This is a genomic window from Streptomyces sp. NPDC126503 (assembly GCF_040302405.1).
In the GTDB taxonomy this organism is placed as follows: domain Bacteria; phylum Actinomycetota; class Actinomycetes; order Streptomycetales; family Streptomycetaceae; genus Streptomyces; species Streptomyces gulbargensis.
In genome coordinates this window covers 162,456-187,214 of the sequence record NZ_JBEORS010000012.1, presented here as the reverse complement: position 1 = coordinate 187,214, position 24,759 = coordinate 162,456, and the positions used below count along the sequence as shown (strand labels likewise).

19 protein-coding genes are annotated in these 24,759 nt (G+C 74.2%); 12 read left to right on the top strand and 7 right to left on the bottom strand.

The window, feature by feature from the left end:
• Positions 1-391: 391 nt before the first annotated feature.
• Positions 392-1,069, bottom strand: a complete 678-nt coding sequence (locus ABTY40_RS18135; RefSeq protein WP_352060426.1) for a hypothetical protein — start codon at positions 1,067-1,069, stop codon at positions 392-394.
• Positions 1,070-1,264: 195 nt separating this feature from the next.
• Between ABTY40_RS18135 and ABTY40_RS18130 the strand changes: the two genes are divergently transcribed.
• The 3 genes from ABTY40_RS18130 to ABTY40_RS18120 all read left to right on the top strand — a co-directional run bounded on the left by ABTY40_RS18130 (position 1,265) and on the right by ABTY40_RS18120 (position 7,719).
• Entirely contained in the window at positions 1,265-2,917 is a 1,653-nt protein-coding gene (locus ABTY40_RS18130) for a phospholipase A2 (protein WP_352060425.1), read from the top strand.
• A gap of 215 nt (positions 2,918-3,132) precedes the next feature.
• Positions 3,133-5,931, top strand: a complete 2,799-nt coding sequence (locus tag ABTY40_RS18125; protein WP_352060424.1) for a S8 family serine peptidase — start codon at positions 3,133-3,135, stop codon at positions 5,929-5,931.
• A gap of 273 nt (positions 5,932-6,204) precedes the next feature.
• Positions 6,205-7,719 (top strand): amino acid adenylation domain-containing protein, encoded by a 1,515-nt coding sequence (locus tag ABTY40_RS18120; protein WP_352060423.1) that lies wholly within the window; start codon positions 6,205-6,207, stop codon positions 7,717-7,719.
• Here ABTY40_RS18120 and ABTY40_RS18115 read toward each other — a convergent pair.
• Positions 7,663-8,661: a GlxA family transcriptional regulator gene (locus tag ABTY40_RS18115; protein WP_345282899.1), complete on the bottom strand. Its 999-nt coding sequence runs from the start codon at positions 8,659-8,661 to the stop codon at positions 7,663-7,665. The genes ABTY40_RS18120 and ABTY40_RS18115 overlap by 57 nt on opposite strands.
• A 130-nt stretch (positions 8,662-8,791) precedes the next feature.
• Here ABTY40_RS18115 and ABTY40_RS18110 point away from each other — a divergent pair, with 130 nt between their 5' ends.
• The 8 genes from ABTY40_RS18110 (at position 8,792) to ABTY40_RS18075 (ending at position 16,378) form a co-directional block, all read left to right on the top strand.
• Positions 8,792-9,841, top strand: coding sequence for a saccharopine dehydrogenase family protein (locus ABTY40_RS18110; protein WP_352060422.1), 1,050 nt, complete (start codon positions 8,792-8,794; stop codon positions 9,839-9,841).
• Positions 9,823-10,071, top strand: a complete 249-nt coding sequence (locus ABTY40_RS18105; protein WP_352060421.1) for a hypothetical protein — start codon at positions 9,823-9,825, stop codon at positions 10,069-10,071. Before ABTY40_RS18110 ends, ABTY40_RS18105 begins: the two co-directional genes overlap by 19 nt.
• Positions 10,072-10,386: 315 nt before the next feature.
• Positions 10,387-11,808 carry an MFS transporter gene (locus tag ABTY40_RS18100; protein WP_352060420.1) on the top strand — a complete coding sequence of 474 codons (1,422 nt, stop codon included), beginning with the start codon at positions 10,387-10,389 and terminating at the stop codon, positions 11,806-11,808.
• Positions 11,809-12,380: 572 nt separating this feature from the next.
• Positions 12,381-13,277, top strand: a complete 897-nt coding sequence (locus tag ABTY40_RS18095; RefSeq protein WP_352060419.1) for a DUF2382 domain-containing protein — start codon at positions 12,381-12,383, stop codon at positions 13,275-13,277.
• A gap of 159 nt (positions 13,278-13,436) precedes the next feature.
• Positions 13,437-13,949 (top strand): hypothetical protein, encoded by a 513-nt coding sequence (locus ABTY40_RS18090; RefSeq protein ID WP_352060418.1) that lies wholly within the window; start codon positions 13,437-13,439, stop codon positions 13,947-13,949.
• A 29-nt stretch (positions 13,950-13,978) separates the two neighbouring features.
• On the top strand, positions 13,979-14,632 hold the full coding sequence (thpR, locus tag ABTY40_RS18085) for an RNA 2',3'-cyclic phosphodiesterase (RefSeq protein ID WP_352060417.1): 654 nt from the start codon (positions 13,979-13,981) through the stop codon (positions 14,630-14,632).
• Positions 14,633-14,729: 97 nt separating this feature from the next.
• Positions 14,730-15,137: a nuclear transport factor 2 family protein gene (locus tag ABTY40_RS18080; RefSeq protein ID WP_352060416.1), complete on the top strand. Its 408-nt coding sequence runs from the start codon at positions 14,730-14,732 to the stop codon at positions 15,135-15,137.
• A 134-nt stretch (positions 15,138-15,271) separates the two neighbouring features.
• The gene (locus tag ABTY40_RS18075) at positions 15,272-16,378 is read left to right on the top strand and encodes a hypothetical protein (protein WP_352060415.1); all 1,107 of its coding nucleotides are present in this window, start codon (positions 15,272-15,274) and stop codon (positions 16,376-16,378) included.
• Between the two features lie 93 nt (positions 16,379-16,471).
• Here the strand turns inward: ABTY40_RS18075 and ABTY40_RS18070 are convergent, their stop codons facing one another.
• Positions 16,472-17,650: an FAD-dependent monooxygenase gene (locus tag ABTY40_RS18070; protein ID WP_352060414.1), complete on the bottom strand. Its 1,179-nt coding sequence runs from the start codon at positions 17,648-17,650 to the stop codon at positions 16,472-16,474.
• Between the two features lie 85 nt (positions 17,651-17,735).
• Between ABTY40_RS18070 and ABTY40_RS18065 the strand changes: the two genes are divergently transcribed.
• A complete protein-coding gene (locus ABTY40_RS18065; RefSeq protein WP_352060430.1) occupies positions 17,736-18,296 on the top strand; it encodes a TetR/AcrR family transcriptional regulator in 561 nt (186 codons plus the stop codon).
• A 159-nt stretch (positions 18,297-18,455) separates the two neighbouring features.
• Here the strand turns inward: ABTY40_RS18065 and ABTY40_RS18060 are convergent, their stop codons facing one another.
• From ABTY40_RS18060 to ABTY40_RS18045, 4 genes are all read right to left on the bottom strand, one after another.
• Positions 18,456-19,289, bottom strand: coding sequence for an aldo/keto reductase (locus ABTY40_RS18060; RefSeq protein ID WP_352060413.1), 834 nt, complete (start codon positions 19,287-19,289; stop codon positions 18,456-18,458).
• Between the two features lie 41 nt (positions 19,290-19,330).
• Complete coding sequence (locus tag ABTY40_RS18055; protein WP_352060412.1) at positions 19,331-20,569, bottom strand: MFS transporter; 1,239 nt, start codon at positions 20,567-20,569, stop codon at positions 19,331-19,333.
• A gap of 248 nt (positions 20,570-20,817) precedes the next feature.
• Positions 20,818-23,283, bottom strand: a complete 2,466-nt coding sequence (locus tag ABTY40_RS18050; RefSeq protein WP_352060411.1) for an endo-beta-N-acetylglucosaminidase — start codon at positions 23,281-23,283, stop codon at positions 20,818-20,820.
• A gap of 348 nt (positions 23,284-23,631) precedes the next feature.
• Complete coding sequence (locus ABTY40_RS18045) at positions 23,632-24,657, bottom strand: LacI family DNA-binding transcriptional regulator (RefSeq protein ID WP_352060410.1); 1,026 nt, start codon at positions 24,655-24,657, stop codon at positions 23,632-23,634.
• Positions 24,658-24,759: the final 102 nt, after the last annotated feature.

The window sequence follows — 24,759 nt, the reverse complement described above, 5'->3', positions numbered from 1 at the left end:
CTCCGTGTGCGGTGAAGCCTAGACACCTCCACCACACCGGAGGTCTTCGCCATGATCAAGACCAGTCGGCGTTAACAACGCTCGTGATCAATACAACTAGGCCGTGTCCGGATCTTGCCGGGCCTCGGCCAGCGCGTCATCGCCCGCCCGGGCCCGGGCCGGGCCGATGCGGGGGCGACGCCGGCGGGTGCGAAATCCAGTCATCCATGGACATGACCGATTGCTGACGCAATCTTGTCCGCAGGCCCCGTGGCCAACTGCCCCCAATGACCCGGCGTCCCCCAACTCGACGCTACAGCGCCGATTTAGGACACTATCTCCCATTCATGGGTAACGTGGCGTCGCCGACCTGTCACTCAGAAATGAGACGGTGGGTGTGACCTGGAGCACATCACGACCCCGACCTGCGGTGGATATTTGCAATATCGAACGCTTCCTGCGCAGGCGTGACGCACATCTCGACCTCCGTCAGCTCGCCGTGGGCCGTGCCCTCCAGGCACAGACGTCCCCCCTTGTCGCGGAGGTCGACGGCGAACGTCGTGGTCGCACCGGACCGCTTCAGTCCGTGGATGCGCTCGTCGGTGTAGCCGAGGCCGTTCAGCACCTTCCTGACCTGGGCGGGATCGGGCTGCTCGAGCCGCAGCAGCGCCTCGGCCACGCGCTGTTCGTGCCGGACGCCGGCGCACCAGTCACGGGCGTCCAGCTCCACCTCCGGGCCGGCCGTGGGGGCGACGGGCTCGACCGCTCCGCCCGGCGGCGGCTCCACCGTGGCGCCGGGCGGCGGCTCCACCGGAGCGGTCGGCGCCTCGCCCTTCGGGGGGGCCGGCGGTTCCCTCTTCGTGCCCGGCGCGGGGCACTCCCGCGCCACCTCGTCCAGCATCCGCGCGAAGGCCGCGTCCTTCCCTGCCGAGACGGCGTCGACGGCCCCGGTCGGAGCCCCGGGGGAACCGGGCTGCTCGGAGCCGCAGGCGGCCAGGGCGAGAGCGGCGAGGGCCGTCACCGCCAGGGTGCGCCGACGGCGGCGCACGACGGGATCAACTGCCATGATCCGGGCTCGGGTTCGCATCATGTACCCAGTCTTGGGGCGGGCAGCACGCGCCACATGAGTACGCGTACTCAACCTCGGGCGGCGACCGGAGATCTTCACTGCTGCAAGGAAGCGGAATCAACTACCTCCACATACAGGCCACTTGTGGCCGAGAACAGCGCCGGTCTACGGTCCGCAGCGATCAAGCAACACACCTACGACACGAGGGGGGAACTCGTGCGCAAGACAGCCCTGCCTGTCCTTGCAGCGCTCTCCATGGCGTTGATGCTGCCGCAGCCGACCGCCGGAGCCGTTGTCCTTCAGCAGCCGCAGGCCGCGGCCGCCACTGCCGATCCGCCGCTGGCCGAGGGGGAGATCCAGCAGGTCGGTCCCGGCCTGTATTCCACCGCGGAGAAGTCCTTCGAGCTGTACGAGACCGATGTGGCCGAGGGCCTCATGGGCCGTACGCACACGGTGACCGAGGGCGCGGACGGAGTCGCCAGGCCGGAGTCGGCGCCCGCGACCCGTCCCGACCAGGGCGTCTTCGGTCCGGGCTGGGAGGCGGGGTTCCTCGGAGGCCAGCTGAACCGCAAGCTGGAGCAGCGGGCCGGCTCCGTCGTGGTCACCGATCTCGACGCGAAGGTCTCCGTCACCTACGCGCTCAAGAGCAGCGTCGACTACCCGAGCGGCGGCGGCGTCAAGAAGTACGAGACGGCCACCGGCGACAAGCTCACCGAGACGACGACGTACAACGAGGCGACCGGCACGCTGGTGACCACCGCGGTCGAGACCCTCGCCGCGGCCACCGGCACCCCGGACACCGACGTGACCGGTGACGCGGACGCCGGCGCTGCCGTCGGGGTCGCCAACCTCACGGCCACCTACAACTGGAAGCAGGTGGCTCCGGGCACGGACAAGTGGCGTGTGACCGGCCTGGGCAACCTGGCGGACGGCACCACCGCCACGGTCTCCTACGACACCAAGGGCCGTGTCGCCACGGTCAGCGAGCCCGCCACGGCCGACGCTCCGGCGCAGTCGGTGGCGGTCAAGTACTCGACCGCCACGACGGCCACCGGCACGGCGCTCGGTGAGTACACGGGCCGCGCCAAGGAGATCACCCTCACCTCGGGTGCCACCACGCAGACACTGGCGCGGTACTCCTACGACGCCTCGGGTCTGCTGCGCGGCGTGACCAACCCGGTCGAGGGCACCGACCCGGTCGCGTCGTACGCGTACGACACCGCGGGCCGCGTCTCCGACATCGCCTCGCCGTCCAGCGGCGAGTGGGACCTGACGTTCCCGGCCGAGTCGGCCGCCCCGAACGCCGCTCCCGTCGGCACCGACCTGCCGTCCGCCACCGAGCCCCTGCAGGGCCCGGCCGGCGACGGAACCGCGACCGCGCCCCCGGCCGGGGACTTCACCACGGGTGAGACCAACGACCCGCAGGCCTACCCGCGCTACTGCAACCGCGCCACCGAGTGGATGTGGTACCTCAACCGCGGCTGCGTCGCGTGGGCCGCGCACTACGGCTGGCACTGGCCGGTCTTCCGGTACACGCCGACCAAGTTCCGCGTGGCGGGCATCCTCAACGACGGCTGCAGCACCCCCGGCCCGAACGTCAGCCGCCCGGGCGGCTTCAACTTCCGCGCCGCGTGCGACACCCACGACTACGGCTACGGCCTGATCGGCAACACGTACAAGGGTTACAAGTACTACCTGGACCGCAGCAAGAAGTCGAACGTCGACAACGCCTTCTACACCACGATGAAGACGCACAGCTGCAAGGCGTACAACATCCTCGTGCGCTGGCGCTGCAACTCCTACGCGTACGTCTACCTCAAGGCCGTGGCCTGGAAGGGCAACCCGAAGAACGGCGCCAACGCGACCTGATCACGGGTCCGCGCGCCCTCTGACGGTGTGCGGCACGACCTCCTGACGGAGCCACGCCCCCGGGCGTGAACGGGCCGGGTGGCGGACATCTCTCGCCGCCCGGCCCGTTCCGCCAGGACCCTTCACCCCATCGCTCCTCCCCATCTCCCCGGGCCGTGCCGTGTCCGCTTCCCCGGATGCCGGGACACGACGCGCCCCCTGCTCACCGAGGCACTATGAAGAGAACGATCTGGGCGACGGTCGTCACCGCGATGACGGCCGTGACCCTCGGCGCCGCGATACCGGCCCACGCCGTCACACCGTCGAGCACCGCGACGACAGCGGCCGAGGCCGCGACCGACCCGGTCGACCCGCCGCTCTACGACCGGACGGCGAGCGGCGGCAAGGTCCGCGTGAACGTCGTCACGGAGACCCTCGCGGACGTCGCCGACGCGGCGACCGCGGGCGAGAAGAAGCAGGAATTCGAGACCGTGCCGGTGGTCACCCTCAAGGTGGACCGGGCCGGGCTCGACCGACTCGCCGCGAAGCCGGGCGTGGTCAGCGTCACCGAGGACAAGGTGGAGCAGCCGACCCTGGACCAGAGCATCCCGCTCATCGGCGGTGACGACGCCCTCGCCGCGGGCAAGACCGGTACGGGTCAGACGATCGCCGTCCTGGACACCGGCGTCGAGGCCGGCCACCCGTTCCTGAAGAACCGGGTCGTGGCCGAGGCCTGCTTCTCGCCGAGCGACGCCGAGAGCGGCATCGCCAGCCTGTGCCCGAACGGCGCCGACGCGCAGGAGGGCATCGGAGCCGCCGACACCGCGGCCGGCCCCTGCGCGACCATGCCCGCCTGCGACCACGGCACCCACGTGGCCGGCATCGCCGCGGGCAACGGCACCGGTCTCGCGGGCGCTCCCAGGAACGGTGTGGCGCCCGGCGCCAACATCGTCGCCGTCCAGGTCTTCAGCCAGTTCACCACCGAGGAGTTCTGCGGTGGCGTCGCCCCCTGTGTGGGCAGCTTCCAGAGCGCCCAGCTCAAGGGCCTCGAGCACGTGCTGAAGCTCAAGCAGGCCGGTACGCCGATCGTCGCGGCCAACCTCAGCCTCGGCAACGGCCGTTACACCACCGCCTGCGACAGTGACCTGCGCAAGCCGGTCGTGGACAGTCTGCTGAGCGCCGGCGTGGCCACCGTCATCGCGGCCGGCAACAACGGGCACACCGACGCGGTGAGCACGCCCGGCTGCATCTCCTCCGCCGTCACGGTCGGCTCGACCACCGACGACGACCAGCTGTCCGCCTTCACCAACCGGGGCCCCCTGCTCGACCTGTTCGCCCCCGGCACGGGAATCGTCTCCTCCGTACCCGGCGGCGCCTATGCCTCCAAGAACGGCACCTCCATGGCCGCGCCCCATGTGGCCGGCGCGTACGCGGTGCTCAAGCAGGCCTTCCCCACGAAGAGCGTCGCCGACCTGACGGCCCTGCTGAAGAGCAGCGGTCGGGGCATCGTCTACACCGGTGCCACCACCCCCCGGATCGACCTCGGCGCCGCCGTCACCGGCGGGGGCACCACCCCGAAGCCGGCCGGGATGACCGACTTCAACGGTGACGGCGCGGAGGACATCGCGATCTCCGACCCCCAGGCCACCGTCGGCACGGACGCCAAGGCCGGTCTGATCCGCGTCGTGTACGGCGGCGGCAAGGGCACCGCGGAGATCAGCCAGGACCTGGACTGGGTGCCCGGCGGCTCCGAGGCGGACGACTACTTCGGCGAGACCCTGGCCACCATCGACTGGAACAAGGACGGCTTCACCGACCTGGTCGCCGGCACCCCGAGCGAGACCGTCGGCACCGCCACCGACGCGGGCTTCGTCGACATCCTGTACGGCGCGGCCGGCGGCCTGGGCACCGGCACACTGAAGGCCACGCACCTCGAACAGGGCACCGGTACCGGCGGGATCGCGGCCTCGGCGTCCGAGGCGGGCGACCGCATGGGCCACCGGATCGCGGCCGCGGTGAACGACGCCGGCCGGCCTTACCTGATCATCAGCCTGCCCGGCGAAACCCTCGGCACGGCCACTCAGGCGGGCGCCTTCTTCTACGTGCATGGCACCACCAGCCTGGCGGTGAACCAGTCGTCGGCCGGTGTTCCCGGTGACCCGGAGTCGGGAGACCTCTTCGGCTGGTCGGTGGCCGCCGACCAGAACTACATCGCCGTCGGCGCCCCCAACGAGGCCATCGGCACCACGGCGAAGGCCGGCGGCGTCGTGATCCTCGACGCCAACCGCTTCGACTCCACCGGCCGTCCCCTGCCGCTCGCCGGACTCGACCAGAACCACGCGTCCATCTCCGGCGGCGCCGAGGCCGGCGACCAGTTCGGGTACGCGGTGGCCATGGCCCCCTTCCGGGCCAGCGGCGCCCCGGCCGCCACGGAGTCGATCCTGGCGATCGGTTCGCCCGGCGAGAGCGTGACGGTCGGGACCGAGGACCGCGCCAACGCGGGCCGTGTGGTGCAGATCCGCATCAAGCCCGACGGCACCTGGAGCTACCTGCGCGAGCTCATGCAGGGCACGGCCGAGGACGACGTGTCGGGCACCTCCGAGGTCGGTGACCGCATGGGCGAGTACCTCACCGCCGTCAACACGGCCCCCGGTTCGGTGAGCACGGTGGCGTCCATGCGGCTCGCCGTGGGAGCGCCCGGAGAGGACCTCGGCACCGCCGCCAACGCGGGCGCGGTCCACACGTTCTCGCTGGCCGGATCGGCCGGTCCGAACGACCGCTGGATCGAGGCCGGCGACGGCGACGGGATCCCCGGACCCCCCGGCGCCAACCAGTACCTGGGCAGGAGCATCCACTTCACGGCGACCAAGCTGTACGTGGGCATGCCCTCCGGGCCCCTGGCCACGGGCGCGCTCCACGCGCTGCCGATGTCCAACGTGACGCAGGGCGGCACGGTCGCCCCCACGACCACGTACAAGCCCGGCTCCGGTGGCCTCCCGGCCAACGGCGTGGCCTTCGGTTACGCGGCACGGTAGACGGCCGGCGACGATGCGGACGTCCCCCGAAGGCCCGGCCTTCGGGGGACCTCCCGTTTTCCCTCTCCGCGTCGACGGGCCCGGCGACGGAGGCGTGCGGATGCGTCACTTCAGCCACTCCGGCAACGGGTCCCATGGGACCGGCACCCGGCGGGTCCCGGCCACGCCCCGCTGTCCGCCGGTCGGCGCGCCGCTCCCCCGCTAGGGTTTCGGCAGCGCCGTGGTGCGCCGCGGTTCGGGGCGGCGGCGGGCGTGCGAGGTGGGGAAGGCTCGATGGCACGGACGAGTGGGCGGCCCGCGCGGGACGCGGCCGGGACGGCCCGGCACGAGGGTGGCGGGGGCGGCGGCCGCCCGGCCGGCGCGGGACGCGAGGTCGCGGAAGCGGTGGCGGCGCTGCGCGGCGACGGCGAGATCCCCGAGGCCTGGGTCACGGGGCTGGTCTTCAACGAGAAGGCCGGCGACGAGGTGTTGCGGCGGGTGTTCACCGTCGATCCGTTTCCCGACGCGCGGTACTGGCTCGCGTACCATCCGCTGCCTCCGGCGGCGGCACGCGCGTCCGTGCGGCATCCCGATCCGCGGGTGCGCCGGTTTCTCGCCGAGAATCCGCGGCTGCCGGTGGACGTGTTCGCCGTGCTCGCGCAGGACACCGACGCGCGGGTGCGGCGGATCGCCGTCATGACGGCGTGCGAGTACGGGATCGAGCTGCCGGTGGAGCTCGTGGTGCGGCTCGCCACCGGGGACGACGCCCGGCTCCGGTACGGCGCGACCGGGCTCACCGGTCTGCCCGACGAGGTGCTGCTCTCCCTGGCCGAGGATCCCGATCCACGGGTGCGGGCCGCCGCCATCGGCCCGTGGAACTGGCCGAGACTGCGCCCCCGGGTGCGGGCGGCGGCCGCGGCCGACGAGGATCCGCTGGTGCGGGAGGCGGTCGCGGAGGCCACCCGGGTGGAGGCGCCGCTGCCGGTGACGGTCGCGGAGTTCCTCGCCGAGTCCGACCCGGAGCGCCGCGGAAAGGCGGCGCGCACCGCGCCCGTCGACGCGGACCTGGCCGCGTTCCTCGTGGGCCACGAGGACAGGGCGGTCCGCCACGCGGCCGCCCACAATCCCCATGTGCCGACCGCGCTCGCCCTCGCCCTCGGGTCGGACGCGGATCCCGCCGTGCGGCTCGCCGTGTCGCTGCGGGCGGATCTGACCGAGCAGCAGCGGGCGGCGATCGCCCCCACCGTCCCGGCGGGACGGCAGCCGGTGCCGGCCTGGGTGGCCGAGCGCTTCGGGGACCCTGAGGCGATGCGGGAACTGGCCGCCTCCGGTCATGTCGTCCTGCGCCGGGCGGTCACCCGCGCCCCGTGGCTTCCGCCGGACGTGGTCACGCGGCTGGCGGCCGACGACGACTTCTTCGTCCGGCTGATGCTGTGCGAGAACGACCACGCCCCGCACGACCTGCTGGTGGAGATGTTCGTCTCCTGGGACGGGCTGAGCTCGGGCTCCCTGGTCCACCGCCGCAATTTCGCGCGCCCCGGCCTCGCCCGGTTCGCGGACCACGCGGACCCCCGGCTGCGGTACGCCGCCCTGTTCGACCCGCAGGCCGGGCCGGAGCTGGTGGAACGGCTCTCGTACGACCCGGAGGCACTGGTACGGCGTCGGGCCGCGGGCGACGGGCGGCTGCCGCTGCGGCGGCTGGCCGAGCTGCTGGACGCGCCGGAGACGGCGCGGGCCGCCGCCGGAAACCCGTCACTGCCGGTGCCGCTCATGCACCGCATGCTCGACCTGGCGGGCGCCGGGCACTGACGCGGGCCGGGTGCGGAAGGTGCGGCGGTAGGTGTCCGGGGGGACGCCGACGGTGCGCTGGAAGTGGCGCCGCAGGGTCGTCGCGGTGCCCATGCCGGTGGTGGCGGCGACGGTGTCGACCGTGTCGTCGGTGCTCTCCAGGAGCTCCTGGGCGTAACGGATGCGCTGGGTGAGGAGCCACTGGAGGGGGGTCGTGCCGGTGACCGCGCGGAAGTGGCGGGTGAGGTGTCGGCTGCTCAGACCCGCCCGGCGGGCCAGGTCGTCCACGGTGAGCGGCCGGTCCAGGTGCTCGACCGCCCACGACAGGACGCCGGCGAGCGGGTGGTCGCCGGGGGCGGGGACAGGGGCGGTGACGTACTGGGCCTGGCCGCCGTCCCGGTGCGGGGGGACGACCAGGCGGCGGGCGAGCGCGTTGGCGGTGGCCGCGCCGTGGTCCCGGCGGACCAGGTGCAGACAGAGGTCCATGGCGGCGGCCTTGCCCGCGGAGGTGAGGATGCCGCCCTCGTCGACGTAGAGGACGTCGGGGTCCACGGTCACGCGGGGGTGGCGGGCGGCCAGCTCCCGGGTGTGCGCCCAGTGGGTGGTGGCGCGTCTGCCGTCGAGCAGGCCCGCGGCGGCGAGGACGAAGGCGCCCGTGCAGAGGGAGGCCACGCGGGCTCCGGCCTCGTGGGCCGCGCGGACCGCGTCGACCAGTGCTCCGGGCGGGTCCCGGTCGATGTCGGCCCAGCCGGGGACGATCACGGTGTGGGCGGTGACGAGGCCGTCGAGGCCGTCGTCGGGCTCCAGCCGGAAGCGGCCGGCCCCGGCGCCGCCGGGCCCGCAGATCCGCAGGTCGTACCAGGAGCGGGCGGGGGCGGGCGGACCGGAGCCGAAGACCTCGCAGGCGAGGGCCAGTTCGAAGTGGAGCATGCCCTCGGTGAGGGCCAGGGCGACCGTGGTCATGTCCGGAAGTGTATGGGTCGTGGCGTTCCGGACCGTCGCCGGGGAGCGGCCCGCCTGGTGGGATGAAGGGGACGGAGCGCGGTGGACGACCGCGCCGGACCGGACGAGTGCGGGGGAACCCATGGGAACGGTGACGGGAACGACGGCGGAGTCGGGGCAGGGGCTGCCGGTGGTGGTGTTCGGGGCGTACGGGCACACCGGGCGGTTCGTGGTCGCCGAGCTGCGGCGGCGCGGGTTCACGCCGGTGCTCTGCGGCCGGGACGCGGGGAAGCTGGCGGCGATGGCGCGGGAGACCGGCCTGGAGGCCCGTACCGCGTCGGTGGACGATCCGGCCGCGCTCGACCGCGCGCTGGTCGGGGCCGCGGCCGTGGTCAACTGCGCCGGGCCGTTCGCGGTGACGGCGGCGCCCGTGATCGAGGCGGCCCTCCGGGCCGGGGCGCCGTATCTGGACGTGGCGGCCGAGATCGAGGCCAACGCGGACACCTTCGCGCGGTTCGCGGACCGGGCGCGTGAGGCGGGGGTGGTGGTCGTGCCGGCGATGGCGTTCTTCGGGGGACTCGGTGATCTGCTGGCGACGGCGGCGCTGGGCGGCGGGACGGCGGCCGAGGAGGTGCGGGTCGGGTACGCGCTGAGCGGCTGGCATCCGACGGCGGGCACGCGTGCGGCCGGGGCGGTGTCCCGGGAGCGGCGGGACGGACGCCGGGTGCGTTTCGCGCGGGGACGGCTGGAGTACCGGGACGACGCCCCGCCGGTGCGGGAGTGGGCCTTCCCCGCGCCGTGGGGGTCGCGCCGGGTGATCGGCGAGTTCACGATGGCCGACGTGGTGACGCTGCCGAGCCATCTGTCCGTCCCCGAGGTGAGCACCGCCATGACGGTCGAGGCGGCGCGGGACGTCGTGGCGGCGGACACGCCGGCGCCCGGGGCCGTGGACGCGCAGGGGCGGTCCGCGCAGACGTTCCTGGTGGACGTGGTGGTCCGCGCGGACGGCGCCGAGCGGCGCGCGGTGGCCCGGGGGCGGGACATCTACGCGGTGACCGCGCCGCTGGTCGTGGAGGCCGTGGCCCGGGTCCTGTCGGGCCGGACGCGGGTGACGGGCCTGGCGTCGGCGGGCGCGATGTTCGACGCCCCCGACTTCCTGCGCGCGCTGGGCCCGGACCTCACGTGGGAGCGGCTCTCCTGACGGGCCGGGACACCGAGCCGGGACGCCGGGGCCGGCCCGGTGTCCGGGGAAGCGGCCTCCCCCACCGGCGCGAGCACTTCGACCTCGCGCCGTGGCCGCTCCGCAGGATCATGTCGGGCATCGTCGACGACCTGGAGGCCGCCGCCCCGCCGCCCCCGAACGGCGGGGACGCCCCCGTCGCCACTCCGGCGGGGTCGCGCGTATGTCACCGCCCCCGCACCGCGACTTGACTCTCCGCCGGGGCCTTTCTTGCGGGCCGAAATGCCGCTGCCTAGCTTCTTCCGGTGACGGGAGGCTGGTTCGGCGCCTCTGACCCGGGTCGCAGGTGCCACTTCACGAGAGCGGGGGAACCTCTTGTCCGACCACATCACCGGCGCGCTCACCCGGCCCCGTCCGATACGCGTACGCGTGCACACGGACGCACCGGGCACGGGGAGACCGGGAGGCACTGGGGGTACGGAGGGTCTCACCGGGGTCCCCGGCGCGGTGGGCCCTCGCCGGGTCCACGCGGCCGCCCGGCACGTACGGCCGGCGGGCGGTGCGTCGTGAGCCGGGGACGGCGGGGGCTGCCGCCCTGGTGCGACGGGCCGGTCCTGGTCCTGCTGGTCGCCGCGTTCGTGTCCGGCGTGGGCGTCTTCCTGGTCGTCCCGTACCTCGCGCTCCATCTGCGCGACGGCGCGGGGCTGTCCTCGGCGGCCGTCGGCCTGCTGCTCGGGCTGAGCTACTGGAGCACCCGGGTGTCGGGGCTCGCCGCGGGCGCGCTGACGCAGCGGTGGGGCATGCGCCGGGTCATGGTGTTCGGCAGCCTGCTGCGGGTCGCCGGCTATCCGCTGCTGCTGGGCGACTCCCTCGCGCAGGTGACCTGCGCCGTGCTGCTGATCGGCACGGGCGCGGGGGTGTTCCTCCCGGTCGCCCGGGCCGCGCTGCTGCGGGCGGTGGCCGAGGAGCACCAACTCAAGGCCATCGGGGTGCGCAACATGTGCGCCAACGCGGGGGCGGCGCTGGGGCCGCTCGCCGGGATGCTGGTGTTCGTGCGGGGGCCCGTGGTCCTGTTCGTGCTCGCCGCCGCGGCCTTCGCCGCGCTGATCCCGCTGCTGTGGCGGCTGCGGCTGCCGGAGGCGAAGGGCGGCGCCGGGACGGGCCCGGCGTACTGGCGCGGCGCGGTCGCCCTGGCCGGCCGGCGGCCGGTCCTGCTGATCACGGCGGCCACGACGCTGCTCGGGCTCGCCGTCGTCCAACTGGAAAGCGCCTTCCCGCTGTTGGTCACGAGCGGGCCTTCGGTCCGGCCGGCCGGTGGTCTCTTCCTGGTCAACGCGGCGCTGGTGATCGTGGCGCAGTCGGCGGTGACGAGGGCGGTGACCGGGCGGGGTGTGCGGCCGGTGTTCGTGGCGGGCTTCGCCCTCTTCGCCGCCGCGTTCGTGCTGCTGTCCGCTCCGGCCTCGTGGTGGCCCCTCTGGCTCCTGGCGATCGGTGCGTTCAGCGTGGGCGAGGTCGCGGTGAGCCTGTGGATCGACGACCGCGTCCGGGCGCAGGGCGCGGACGACGCCACGACCGTCTACGGCGTGTCGGGTGTGGGCGACGCGTGCGGCGGGCTCGTCGGGGCCCTGTTCGGTGCCGCCCTGATCGGTGGTACGCAGCACTCCACCCCGGCGGCGGACGGCTGGAGCGGCTACTGGGCGCTCGCGCCGCTGCTCATGGCGGTCGTGCTGGCGCTGATCCCGCTGCTGCCCGCGTCGGCGCGGACGGGCGCGCCGGGCCGCGCTGCGGAGGCGATGACGGATCCCGGGGCGGAGGTGACGGCCCCGGCGGAACCCGAGATCGCCTCCGGCCGGCGGGAGGCCCCGTACGCAGCACCCGCCCCGGCCGGCCGGACCGGCGCGGACGCCCTCCCTGACCACTCCGATCCGCTTCCCGTGGTCCGCCTCGACGACTTCGGCGCCCTCACCAAGGAAGAGGTACGCCGATGACCGTGGCCCTCCACGGCCAAGGCCACGGCGCGGACGGCGCCTCGTCCGCCGACGCGCGCGGGTAGGCCCCGGCCGCCCGGGAGTTGGGGGAGCGGCTCGGTGACTCCGGCGCACTCCCGTACGGGGCGGCTCCGAGGTGGGCCCGTGGAGCCTGGCGAATTTCTCGCCGGCGGCGTCCGGGCCCGCCGGCTCGAGTCGTCCGGCGCCGTCCCACCAGCCGGGGCGGTGCCGGAGGCTCCTACGGCCCGGGTCCGGAGCGCGGGCGCCGGGGCGTGGAGTCGGTGTGTACGGAGTCGTACAACGTCGAGGCGTTCAGGGGCCGCGCCCGGGAGCGGTTATGTGGCGTGCCGACGGATTTGGGCGAGGCGTGTCCGGTGCGGCCGGCCCGGTGGTCGCGGAGCCGACGGTGGCTCTCCTCCTCCGCGTGGCAGGCGCCGGGCGAGAGCGGCTGACGCGACGGCGGTACGCCCGAAGTGTTGAGCAATCAACAAAATCGGTGCGGAATCGGGTGTTTTCATCGCTTCAGGGTGGGTTAGTCGCTGGGTCGGCACGACAGAGACAGGAGGGTCATCATGATCGCCCATGAGCAGATTCCCGCTGTTCTGGACCATCCCGTGTACGACGCCGAGGGCAAGAAGATCGGCGACGCGAAGCACGTCTTCGTCGACGACGCCACCGGCCGCCCCGCGTGGGTCACCGTCAAGACCGGCCTCTTCGGCAGCCACGAGTCCTTCGTCCCCATCAAGGACGCCGCGATGGTGGAGGACCACCTGGAGGTGCCCTACCCCAAGGACCGGGTGAAGGACGCCCCGCACGTGGACGTCGACGGCGGGGGCCACCTCGACGCCCGGGAGGAACGGCGCCTGTACGAGTACTACGGCATCGCCTGGGACGACGCCTGGGCCCGCGCCAACCAGCCCGGCGAAGGCGGCTGGGCGCACGGCCAGGCGGGCACCGCGGACACCACCGGTACGGCCGGCATGACCGGGGCGGCCGGAACCGCGGGCATGGCGGGCACCGCCGGGACCGACGCCATGGACACCCGCGAGGCGTCGATGCGCGGTGGCGACGACGCGATGACGCGCTCCGAGGAGGAGATGCACGTCGGCACCGAGCGGGTCGAGACGGGCCACGTGCGGCTGCGCAAGTACGTCGTCACCGAGAACGTCCAGCAGACGGTTCCGGTCCGCCACGAGGAAGTGGTCGTGGAGCGCGAACCGATCACCGACGCCAACCGTGACCAGGCGCTGTCCGGCCCGGAGATCACCGAGGCCGAGCACGAGGTCACCCTCCACGAGGAACGCCCCGTCGTCGAGACCCGGACCGTCCCCGTCGAGCGGGTCAGCCTCCGCACCGACGAGGTGACCGACGAGGAGACCGTGACCGGTCAGGTGCGCAAGGAGCACATCGAGGTCGAGTCGGACGACGTCCCGCTGACCGAGGACCCCGACGACCGCCGCGGCATGTGACACCGCCCGTCCCCCGGACCTGTCCACGGCCTTCGATCCGTCGTGCGGCACGCGGTGAACGGCGCCCGTGAGGAGCCCCGCTCCTCACGGGCGCCCCCGCGCGTCCCGGGCGGGGGCCGGCCGGTAGGGTCGGGGAATTCGAACATCAGGGGGGATCGCATGACCAGGTTCTCGGTGCGGAAGGCGGCCGTGACCGCCGCCGCCCTGGCGGCTTTCGCCGTCTCGTGCGGCGGCGCGGAGGAGAAGGCGGCGCCGCCGTCCGGCGGTGCGACGGCGACGGCCACCGCGACGACGACCGCGGACCGGACGCCGGCGGAGGAGGCCCCGCAGGACACCGGCACCCCGGAGCCGCCCGCGACACCCGGGCCCGAGCGCGTACGGGACGCCTTCGCCGGACTGCAGGCGACCCTGGACAACTCGTGCGCCACGGACGGCTGTGCCTACTTCCTGGGCCGCGTGCACGAAGAACTCCTGGGCCTGGACCGGGCGATGAAGGCGGACCCCAAGGGGCCGGGTCACTTCCCCGAGCCGATCGCCCTGATCGCCGAACTGGAGCGGGAACTCGGCACCGACCGGTCGACGGCGAACCTGGAGAAGCACCAGAAGTCGCTGCTCTCCACCCGTCACCGCATCAACACCTGGATGCAGGACCACCCGGACGACTACCGCTGAGCGGACCCACGGCGAGCGGGGAAGGAACGATGACGGAGCGGTCCCGGGCGCAGGGGTACGGCACGGAGGAGGGGCCCGCAGACGCGATCCCGGCGGGCCCGGAGGGGCACCACCGGCGGGCGTCGACCGTGCGCGTGTTCATCGCCCTCGCCCCGCCCGACGAGGCGAAGGACGAGCTGGCGCGGGCCCTGGCCCCCGCCTACGCGGCGTACCCGCTCATGCGCTGGAACCGGATCGAGGACTGGCACATCACCCTCGCCTTCCTGGGTGAACTCCCCCGCGCGGCCGTCCCTCCACTGCGTTCCCCGCTCGCCGGCCTCGCCGCGTCGCGAGGCCCCGTCGAGCTGGCGCTCCGCGGGGCCGGGCACTTCGACGAGCGGGTGCTGTGGAGCGGGATCGCCGGGGACCTGCCGGGGCTGCGCCTGCTGGCCGACGACGTACGAACGGTCGTCAAGGAGTGCGGGATCCCCTTCGAGGACCGGCCCCTGCGGCCCCATCTGACGCTGGCCCGGGCCCGGCGCGCCGACCAGGAGTCCGTGGCCGCGGCGGCGGCCGGGCTGGCCGGGTTCACCGGGCGCGGCTGGCCCGCCGCCCGTCTGCACCTGGTCGGGAGCGACTTCGGGCGCGGCCCGGGGCCGATCCGCTACCGCGACCTGGAGTCCTGGGCGTTCACCGGGCCGTGAGCACCGGGCCTCGGGCACGGGGCCGGGGGATGGACAGGGGTCCGAGGCCGCCCCTACCCTCCCAGCTATTCAACTTGTTGAGTATCCGGGAGGCTCCATGCACGCGTTCCGCACGGCGGTCGAGAACCGCGACGCCGCCGCGATCGAGGCCCTGCTGGCCGAGGAGGTCGTCTTCACCAGCCCGGTCGCCTTCGCCCCGTACACCGGCAAGGCGATCACCGCCGCCGTCCTGCGCGCGGCCATGCGGGTCTTCGAGGACTTCACCTACGTCCGGGAGATCAAGGACGCGGGCGGCCGGGACCACGCGCTCGTCTTCACGGCGACCGTCGGCGGCCGGCGGATCCAGGGCTGCGACTTCCTGCACGTGGACGACGACGGCAGGATCGACGACTTCACCGTCATGGTCCGTCCGCTCTCCGCCGCCACGGCACTCGCCGAGGCGATGGACGCCCAGTTCGAGCGCATCGCCCGGGAGGCGGGCGGGGCTCCCGGCTCCGGGGCCTGAGCGGTGGCGCGGCGGGTGCGTCCTGAGGCGTAGGCGCCGCGCCCCGCGTCCGCCGCCTCCCGAACCGCTGTGCGATCATGCCTGCAGGGGCCCCGGGGAGGGGCGGACGTTCGGGTGGACACGAGGAGCCGGGTGTGAAGGCGGGTGGGGGCGACGGCGGTTCGTCCGTTTCCGACGAGGAGTGGGAGCGGTTCCTGCGGGCCTCGCTGGAGGGTGTGCCGGACGCGCCCGAGGAACCGTCGGCGCGGGACCGGGCGGCCGCCGCGCGCCGGCCGCCCGAGCGGGCCGCGGACACCGCGTGGCGTGCGTACACCCCGCCCCGGCGCCGGTCACGGAAGGGCTGGTACGTGGCCGGGTTCGTGGCGTCGGTGGCCCTGCTGGCCGTGGCGTTCGCCCCGGGAGGGGTCACCGGTCTGTTCGGTGACGACGCCCGGGGCGCGGACGCCGCTCCGCTCGCCCCAGAATCGGTGGCGCCGACCGCTCCGCCGGACGCCGGCCCGGAGGCGGCCCGGCCCACGCTCGCCGAACCGTTCAAGGGTTCGCCGGCGGCCCGGTGGGCCGACGGCCCGGCCGGGATCACGGTGCCCGAGGCCCGGGCGACCGGATGGATGGACCGCGCGGCGGTCGCCCGCACGCTCCGGCTGAGCCGCGACTTCCTCGTCGCCTCCAACCTGGAGCCGGGCGTACTGCGCGGCGAGCGCCCGGCCGGGGCGATCGCCCTGATCAACCCGCGTCAGCGGGACGTCCAGGACTACCTCGCGGCGGCGTTCCGCTCGCCGGGCGAGGCGAACGACCCGGTGCTCCTCTTCAGCCGGTTCGATCCCGCGCAGGCGCGCCTGGTCGGGGACGTCGTGAAGACCCGGGGCCGCCTCACCTTCGCGGAGGGCGAGAAGGGCGCCGTACGGGTCACCGCCGACGTCACGTTCGTGTACCCGGTCGCCCCGGCGGGCGGCGGCGACGCGGTCGTCCGCACCATCGTGCGGCGCGAGGTGGTCATGAGCTGGGACGACCCCGCGAAGGTGATCACCGAGCCGGGGACCTTCTCGCTGGTCTCGTACAAGGCCGACATGACGAACGCCGGCTGCGGGCCGGCCACCGGCCGTCTGACCCCGTCGTTCGGGGGCGGCGGCAGCGGTACGGCGAGCGGGCCCGCGGTCGATCCGTACGACCGCAGCACCTCGATGGACGAGCGGATGGGCGCCGGCGGGGACGAGGAGTGCGGCACCGCGACGCGCTCCTGAGAGCGGCCGGCCGGCCGCTCGGGGGCGAAGAGGACGGAAGGGCCGGGAGGGCGTGTTCCCGGCCCTTCCGCCGTACGGCGACGGTGCGGGTGCTCAGGCGGCGCCGGGTGCGGTACGCAGGCTCGGCGGCGCCCAGTCGGCGTGGCGGAGGATCGCGCGGACCGTCGCACGGGAGGGCGCCAGACGCAGGGCGGTGTTGCGCAGGGCCACCGCCACGGGATGGCTCAGGCCCTGGCCCGTACGCCCGGCCAGGCGGGCGGCGCGGGCGACGGCCTGGCTGCGCGGGCGGCGTTCGGCGTCGTAGCGGGCCAGCGCGGAGGCGACGGTGGGCCCGGCGGCCACACAGGCGGCGAGGGTGACCGCGTCCTCCAGGGCCTGACAGGCCCCCTGGCCGAGGTGCGGGGTCATGGCGTGGGCGGCGTCGCCGAGGAGCGCGACGCGGCCGGACGCGTACGCGGGCAGGGGCGTCACCAGTTCGTGGATGTCGTGGTGCAGGACGGCCTCCGGCCGGGTCGCGTCCAGGAGGGCGGGGATCGGGTCGTGCCAGGTGCCGAAGCGGCGGCGCAGGACGGCGAGGACGTCGGCGTGGCGGATGCCGGGCGGGGCGTTGAGGACGGCGTGCCACTCGGCCCGGCCGTCGGCGAAGGCGATGTGCCCGAACTCCGCGCCCCTCCCCCACGTCAGGGAGAAGTCGGTGGCGAGCGGGACCGGTTCCGCGGTGATGGCGCGCAGCACGGTCGAGCCGCTGTAGACGGGGCCGGGGTGATCGGGGAACACCCGGCTCCGCAGTCGGCTGCGTACGCCGTCGGCGGCCACGACGAGATCGGCTTCCAGGACGTCGTCGCCGGCTCTCACCCGTACGCGGCCCGGTCCGGTGTCCTCGACGTCCGTCACCTCGGTCCCGATGCGGAGGCTTCCGGCGGGCAGTTCCGCGCGGAGCAGCCGGTGGAGGGTGGCGCGGGGTATGCCGACGATCGGGGTGCCGAGTTCGCGTTCCAGGGCCGCGCCGTCCATCGGCGAGAGCCAGCCTCCGCCGGGGACCCGGGTGCCCCCGGTGTACTGGGGGCGCGCGGCGGCGCGTACCGGTTCACCGGCGCCGAGGGCGTCCAGGGCGCGGATGCCGTTGGCGTGGAGCGAGATCCCGGCGCCGGCGTCGTCCGCCACGGGGGCGCGTTCGACCACCGTGACGTCCCAGCCCACCCGGCGCAGTCCGATCGCCGCGGCGAGTCCGCCGATGCCGCCGCCCACCACCACCGCGCTGCCGCCGTCCATGCCGGTTCCCTCCCTGGGTCTTCTACAGATGTAGAAGAAGTGTACGCCTCCTCTCTACGGGTGTAGAAAGAGGTCCATGTCCTCCGTGCCTTCCGACCGCCGTACCGTCCTCGCCGACGCGGCCGTGCGCGTGCTCGCCGACCAGGGCATGCGCGGCCTGACGCACCGGGCGGTGGACCGGGCGGCCGGGCTGCCGCCGGGCACCACCTCCGCGTATTTCCGCACCCGGCACGCCCTGCTCACCGCTCTCGTCCGGCGGCTGGTCGCGCTCGACCAAGCGGAGCTGGAGGCCGCGGGGGAGGCGGCCCCACCCCCGGCCGACGCGGAGGAACTGGCGGCGGAGCTCGCCGCCTTCGCCGAGGGGCGGCTCACCGGGGACGGACGCCGGCGCTCCCTGGCCCGCTACGCCTGCGCCGTCGAGAGCGTCCACCACCCCGAACTGCGCGAGATCCTCGCGCCGCGCGAGAACGCGGGGCGGCGGATCGTGCGCGACTTCCTCGCCGGGCAGGGGGTCGACGACCCGGAGGGCCGGACGATCACGCTCCTGACCTGCGTGGACGGACTCGTCTTCGACCGTCTGGTACACGGCGGGAGCGTGGCCCGGGCGGAGATCGACGGCCTGCTGGCGACCGCCCTGCGGCCCTGAGGGGGCGGAACCCACCGGTTCGGAACGCGGCAGGCCTCGGGCGTGCGGGACCCACGGCCCGGGACGCGGCAGGTGAGGGCGAGCGGAACCCTCCGGCCCGGAACACGCCCGGCCCCGGGCCGGTGGAACCGGGCCCGGGGCCGGGACGCGCCGCCTCGCTCAGTCGAGGGTGTCGGGGTGCGGGCCGGTCCGCAGGCCGGCGTCGAGGGTGGCGATCGCGGCCGTCTCCTCGTCGGTGAGCGTGAAGTCGAAGACGTCGAGGTTCTCGCGGATCCGGGCCGGGGTGACCGACTTGGGGATGACGACGTTGCCGAGCTGGAGGTGCCAGCGCAGGACGACCTGGGCGGGCGACTTCCCGTGGCGGTCGGCGATCGTCCGGATCACCGGGTCCCCGAGGACCGCGCCCTGCGCCAGCGGGCTCCACGCCTCGGTGACGATGCCGTGGGCGGCGTGCAGGGCGCGCAGCTCCCGCTGCTGGAGGCCCGGGTGCAGCTCGATCTGGTTGACCACGGGCACCGGGCCGCCGTCGTCCAGGAGACGGGCGAGGTGCGCGGGCTGGAAGTTGGAGACGCCCGCGGCCCGGACGCGGCCGTCGGCCACGAGGGTCCGGAGGGCGCGCCAGCTGTCGAGGTAGCGGTCCTGGGCGGGGGCGGGCCAGTGGATCAGGTAGAGGTCGACGTGATCGAGGCCGAGCTCGGCCAGGCTCGCGTCGAAGGCGCGCAGGGTGCTGTCGTACCCCTGGTCGGCGTTCCACAGCTTGGTGGTCACGAAGAGGTCCTCGCGGGGGATGCCGGAGGCGGCGAGCGCCTTGCCGACGCCGGCCTCGTTGCCGTAGACCGCCGCGGTGTCGATGGAGCGGTAGCCGGCTTCCAGGGCGTGGCCGACGGCGGTGGCGGTCTCGTCGTCGGGGACCTGGAAGACGCCGAAGCCGAGCTGGGGGATCTCGACCCCGTTGTGGAGCGTGACGGTGGGGACGGCGGGGGTGGTGCTCATGGTGCTTCTTCCGTACGGGATGGGTGTGACGGGAGGGACGGTCAGTGGTGCAGGGCGGCGGGGGCCGGTGCGGCGTCCGCCGCGGGCGCGGCTCGCTCCGGGCGCGGGGAGCCCGCGACGACGCGGCCGGCGGTCCGCTCGCGGCGGTCGAGCCCGGCGGCGAGGACGGCGAGCAGGAGCGCGGTGCCGGCGAGGAGGGCGCCGACCCAGTTGGGGGCGGTGTAGCCGAGGCCGCCGGCGATCACGGCGCCGCCCAGCCAGGCGGCGAGCGCGTTGCCGAGGTTGAAGGCGCCGATGTTGGCGGCGGAGGCCAGGGTGGGTGCGGCCGAGGCCTGGTCGAGGACCCGCTTCTGCAGCGGGGGTACGGTCGCGAAGCCGAGCGCGCCGATCACGGTGAGGGTGAGCGCGGCGAGGACCTTGTCGTGGGCGGTGAAGGTGAAGGCGAGCAGGGCCAGGGCCAGGCCGCCCAGGGTGGTGAACAGCATGGGCATGAGGTGGCGGTCGGCGAACCTGCCGCCCAGCAGGTTGCCCAGGAACATGCCGGTGCCGAGCAGGACGAGGAGCCAGGTGACGGCGCCCTCGGAGTAGCCGGCGACCTCGGTCATCATCGGGGTGATGTAGGTGACGGCGGCGAAGACCCCGCCGAAGCCGAGGACGGTCATGCCCATCGCGAGCCACACCTGGGCCCGGCGGAAGGCGGCGAACTCGCCGCGCACGCTCGGGGCCGGCGGGCGGCCCTGTTCGGGGACGAGCCGGGCGACGCCGAGCAGGCCGATCACGCCGAGGGCGGCGACGACGGCGAAGGTGGTGCGCCAGCCCGCGGCCTGTCCGATGTACGTGCCGAGCGGGACACCGACGATGTTGGCGACGGTGAGGCCGGTGAACATCAGCGAGATGGCGGAGGCCTTCTTGTGGGGGGCCACCAGGTCGGCGGCGACGACGGAGCCGATGCCGAAGAACGCGCCGTGGGCCAGCGAGGCGACGACCCGGCCGGCCAGCATCAGGCCGAACGCGGGCGCCAGGGCGGAGAGCGTGTTGCCGACGACGAAGAGACCCATGAGGAACATGAGCATCTTCTTGCGGGACACCTTGGTGCCCAGCACGGTCAGCAGCGGCGCGCCGAGGACGACGCCGAGGGCGTAGCCCGTCACCAGCCAGCCGGCGGTGGGGATCGAGACCCCGAAGTCACCCGCGACCTGGGGCAGCACGCCCATGATCACGAACTCCGTGGTTCCGATCCCGAAGGCCCCGATGGCCAGGGCCAGCAGCGCGAGAGGCATGAGGAGAGCCTTTCCAGGTCATTGCGAGGAGGTCTTACGTGCGTCGACAATACTTGCAGACGCGCCATACATGCAAGCGCAGGCATCTTCGGGCGGAGTGTTCCGTCGCCTGCAAGCATCCGCGTCGCCTCGCGGGGGCGGCCCGTCGCCGCGCACGAGAAACCGGTGGGGGGAAGCGGCGGTCCCCCGCTTCCTCGCCACCGGGCGGTGTCCTTCGGGCCGGTGCCCTGCGGCTCAGCCGCTCGCCGTCACGGCCCCCAGGCCTCGAACTCGTAGATCCGGGCCGCGGGGTCCGACGTCTGGGCCGGCCGGGTGATCTCCAGGCGGACGTACCGGGCCGTGGCGGACACCGGGTGGGTGGTGACGGCCGCCGTGTTGCCGGTGACGGTGACGGCGGTGGTCCAGGGGTCGGCCGTGGAGGCGCGTACCTTCACGGTGAAGTCCCGGGTGTTCCACGCCGCGTCCTCCCCGCCGGCCGCCGCGTGGCGGACCACGAAGCGGTTCAGGGCGCGGGCGGATCCCAGGTCCACCTCCAGCCACTTGGCCGTCGTGGTCGTGCACCACTTGTCGGTGGTGCCGCCGGTCACCGTGCCGTTCACCGCCTTGGCCGGCGTCTCGGCCGCGTTGCACTGGCCGGAGGCGGTGGCGGGACGGTTCAGGGCGAGGTTGGTCGCGGTGGTGTCCGCCCAGGTGACGGTGGTCGTCGCGGCCGGGGAGCGGCCGTACTCGGCCGAGACCGCCTCCACCTCCAGGGTCGTGGTGCTCTCCGTTCCCGCCCGGTCGAGCCGGGAGACGAAGTAGGCGTCGTTGGGCGTGGCGCCCAGGAAGGTGCGCCCGCCGTCCGCGTCGCGGCGGTAGACCTCGTAGTGACGGACGGAACCGGTGGCCGACGGCGTCCAGGCCAGCCGCAGCGACTTGCGGCCCGCGCTCACGTCGGCCGCGCCGAGGACGGTCACACCGGTGGGCGCCGAGGCCGTGTCCACGGCCCCGTCGTGGACCGCGAGCTGACCGATCCGTACGTCGTACGCGGGCACGGAGCCTGCGGCCTCCAGTCCGATCTGGGCGATGGTCCGGCCGCTGTACGCGGACAGGTCGAGCGTCCTGCGCTCCCAGCCGGCGGAGGTGGTGGCGCCCAGGTCCAGGGTGGTGAAGGTGGTGGGGGCGTCGGTGAAGGAGAGCGCGGCCTTGAGCCGGGTCGGCCCGGCGGCCGGGGTCTTCAGCACGACGGAGAGACGGGTGTCGGCGGCGACCGGCAGCCTGGTCTGGTAGAGGCGGACGGTGTTCACCCCGTCGAGCCGCCCGGTCAGGCGCAGCGACGACCCGCCCTCGTAGGCGTCGGTGTGGTCGATCGACGGGGTCAGCTTCGTGCCGCCGGGAGACGTGGTGGTGACGAGCCAGCGGTAGGTGGGCGGCACGTCCTGGAGCGAGAGGTTGTTCCAGCCGGCCGAGGAGACCCGGACGCCGCGCGCGTGGTAGAAGTCGCCCTGGCCCGCCCCGAAGGAGGTGACGAACGGCTTGGCGGTGACGGGGCTCGACTCCGGGATGTAGTGGGCCAGGCCCTTCCACGCGGAGCTCGTCGTGGTGTTCGACGGGTCGCCGTTGGCGCCGTCCCAGAAGCGCGCCTCGCGGGCCTCGGCGTCGGCGCGGTTCACGGAGGAGGTGTAGGTCCACTCCGGGCGGTAGATGCCGAGCGAGGTGACGTGTTCCCGGCCGGCCGGGAAGACGGCGGACCAGGGGACGGACGTCTGGTAGCCGTTGGCCTCCGTGTCGATGCCCGCGAACAGCTCGTGTTCGTCGCGGCCGAGCCCGCGCGCGAGGGTGCGGGAGGAGTCCAGACCGGAGGCGCTCCAGCCGAAGTCGAGGAACATCGCGTCCGAGGTGCGCCGGTCGCCCTCCTGGAGGAAGGAGTCGTTGGCGGAGGTGAGGGCGTCCTGCCAGCTCACGGACCCGGACTCGGTCATCGCGTCGTACCACATGAACTCGACCGGGCCGAGGGAACGGGCGTAGCGCATCTGCTCGCGCAGCGCGGTGGCGAGGGCCGCGTCGCCGCCGGCGGTCTCCTGGTTGACGAACCAGCCGTCGAAGCCGTAGTGCTGGGCGACCTGGACGAGCTTGTCGGCCACCGGGTAGCGGCTGCCGTTCTTCTGCGTGAAGTCGCGCACCCACTGGATCTGGCCGCCGTAGGCGGTGGGCGGGAAGAAGACGGTGCCGTAGACCTTGACCCCGTTGCGGTGGGCGGCGTCGATGACGGTGGCGTTGGGGGCGAGGATCAGGCCCTCGCTCGCCGAGCCGCCCCAGAAGACGAGGGTGTCGACGTACTGCCAGTGGCCGAAGGCGTAGTAGTGCGGGTTCGCGGAGCCCTGGGACGGGTTGTTCGAGGTCGGGGCGAAGGAGACCAGCGAGGCGACCTTGCCCTCGCCGGGGCGGGCGTGGGGGTTGGCCTTGAGGGCGGGGTCGGAGACGCGCGGGCGGAGGGGGACGCGCGAGCGGTTGAACCGCGCGTCGGGGTCGGTGGCCGGGTCCCAGTTCAGGAGGGTGGTGGGGTGCCAGTACGAGGCGTACGGCTGGTCCCCCCGCTCCTCCGCGGGGCGCGGCACGGGAGCCGCCACGGGTGCGGGGTCCGCGGGGGCCGCCGTGGCGCCCGCGGCGGGGAGGAGGCCGAGAAGGGCGGCGGTCAGCGCCGCCAGGAGGGCGGCGGGAAAACGTTGTCTCATCCGAAGCTCCGGTCCAGCGGGAGGGTGGGGTCCTGGACGTGCTGGAGGTACAGGTGGTGCGGATGAAGCGACGGCTCACGGGAGGCGGCCGTCCGCCGGGAGGCTAAACGGCTTTAGTAGGGCGGTCAAGGGTGGGTGGGGCGGCGGTCGGTACGGGGCGGGACCGGCGTCCCCGGTACGGAACGGCGGCGCGGACGGGGCACCGGTCGGACGCCGGGGAGGTACCGGTGAGGCGGGGTGCGGACCCGGGCGCCGCCCCAGGTGCGGGCGGCGCCCAGGTGGGGCGCGGCACCCGGCGAGACGGGGTGCGGGCCGCGCGTCGGGGCGCAGCCGGCTGTGGCCCCGGCGTCAGGCGGTGCGGTCCCCCGGGGGCGCCGTGCTCTCGCGGACCGTCAGGCGCGGGGTGGGGTTCTTGATGTCCCGCGCCTCTTCCGGGTCGTCCAGGAGGGCGAGCAGCGCCCGCGCGACCTGCTCGCCGAGGGCGAAAGTGTCACGCGTGAGGGCGGTGAGGGCGGGGTGGACGATCCGGGCGAGCGCGGAGTCCTCGAAGGAGACGACGGACAGCTCGCCGGGCACGGCGACGCCCATCTCGGCGGCGACGCCGAGTCCGGCCACCGCCATGACGTCGCTGTCGTAGATGAGCGCGGTGGGCCGCCGGGGCCGGGCGAGCAGGGTCCGGGTGGCGGCGGCGCCCTCCGCGTCGCTGAAGTCCGTCGGCAGCGAGACGGCCTCCAGACCGAGCCGCCGCGCCCCGTCCCGTACCGCCCGGATCCTGCGGCGGGTGTGCTGGAAGGCCGGGAGCCCGGCGAGGTGGGCGATCCTGCGGTGCCCCAGCGCGGCGAGGTACTCCACGAGGGAGAGCATCGCCTCGCGGTCGTCGGCCCAGACGCTCGGCAGGCGGCCGTGGCGGCCGGGGCCGCCGATGACCATCGCCGGTACGCCGAGCTCCTCCAGGACGGGGACGCGCGGGTCGCGCACCTGGAGGTCGACCAGCACGAAACCGTCCACGCGGTGTTCCGAGGCCCAGCGGCGGTAGACCTCGATCTCGGCGGCGGTGTCCTCCACGACGAGGAGCTGGAGGGCCGTGCCGCGCGTCGACAGGGCCGCCTGCAGCCCGCTGAGCAGCTGACCGAAGAACGGTTCGAGGCCGATGGTGCGGGCCGGGCGGGCGAGGACGAGCCCGACGGTGCCGGCCCGGGCGCCGCCGAGGGCGCGGGCGGCACTGTGCGGGCGCCAGTTCATCTCCTCGGCGACGCGCAGGATCCGCTCCCTGGTCGCGGCGCTGACCCCGGGGCGCCCGTTCAGGGCGAAGGAGACCGCGCCCTTGGAGACTCCGGCGCGGCTGGCGATGTCGGCGATGGTGGGTCTGGCCACGGGGCGCCCCTCTTCCGTCCTCGAGCTCTCCCTTGACAGCGGAGTCTAACGGGAGCATAGTCCCCCTTCGCTAGACCGGTTTAGTCATACTGATCCACCGTC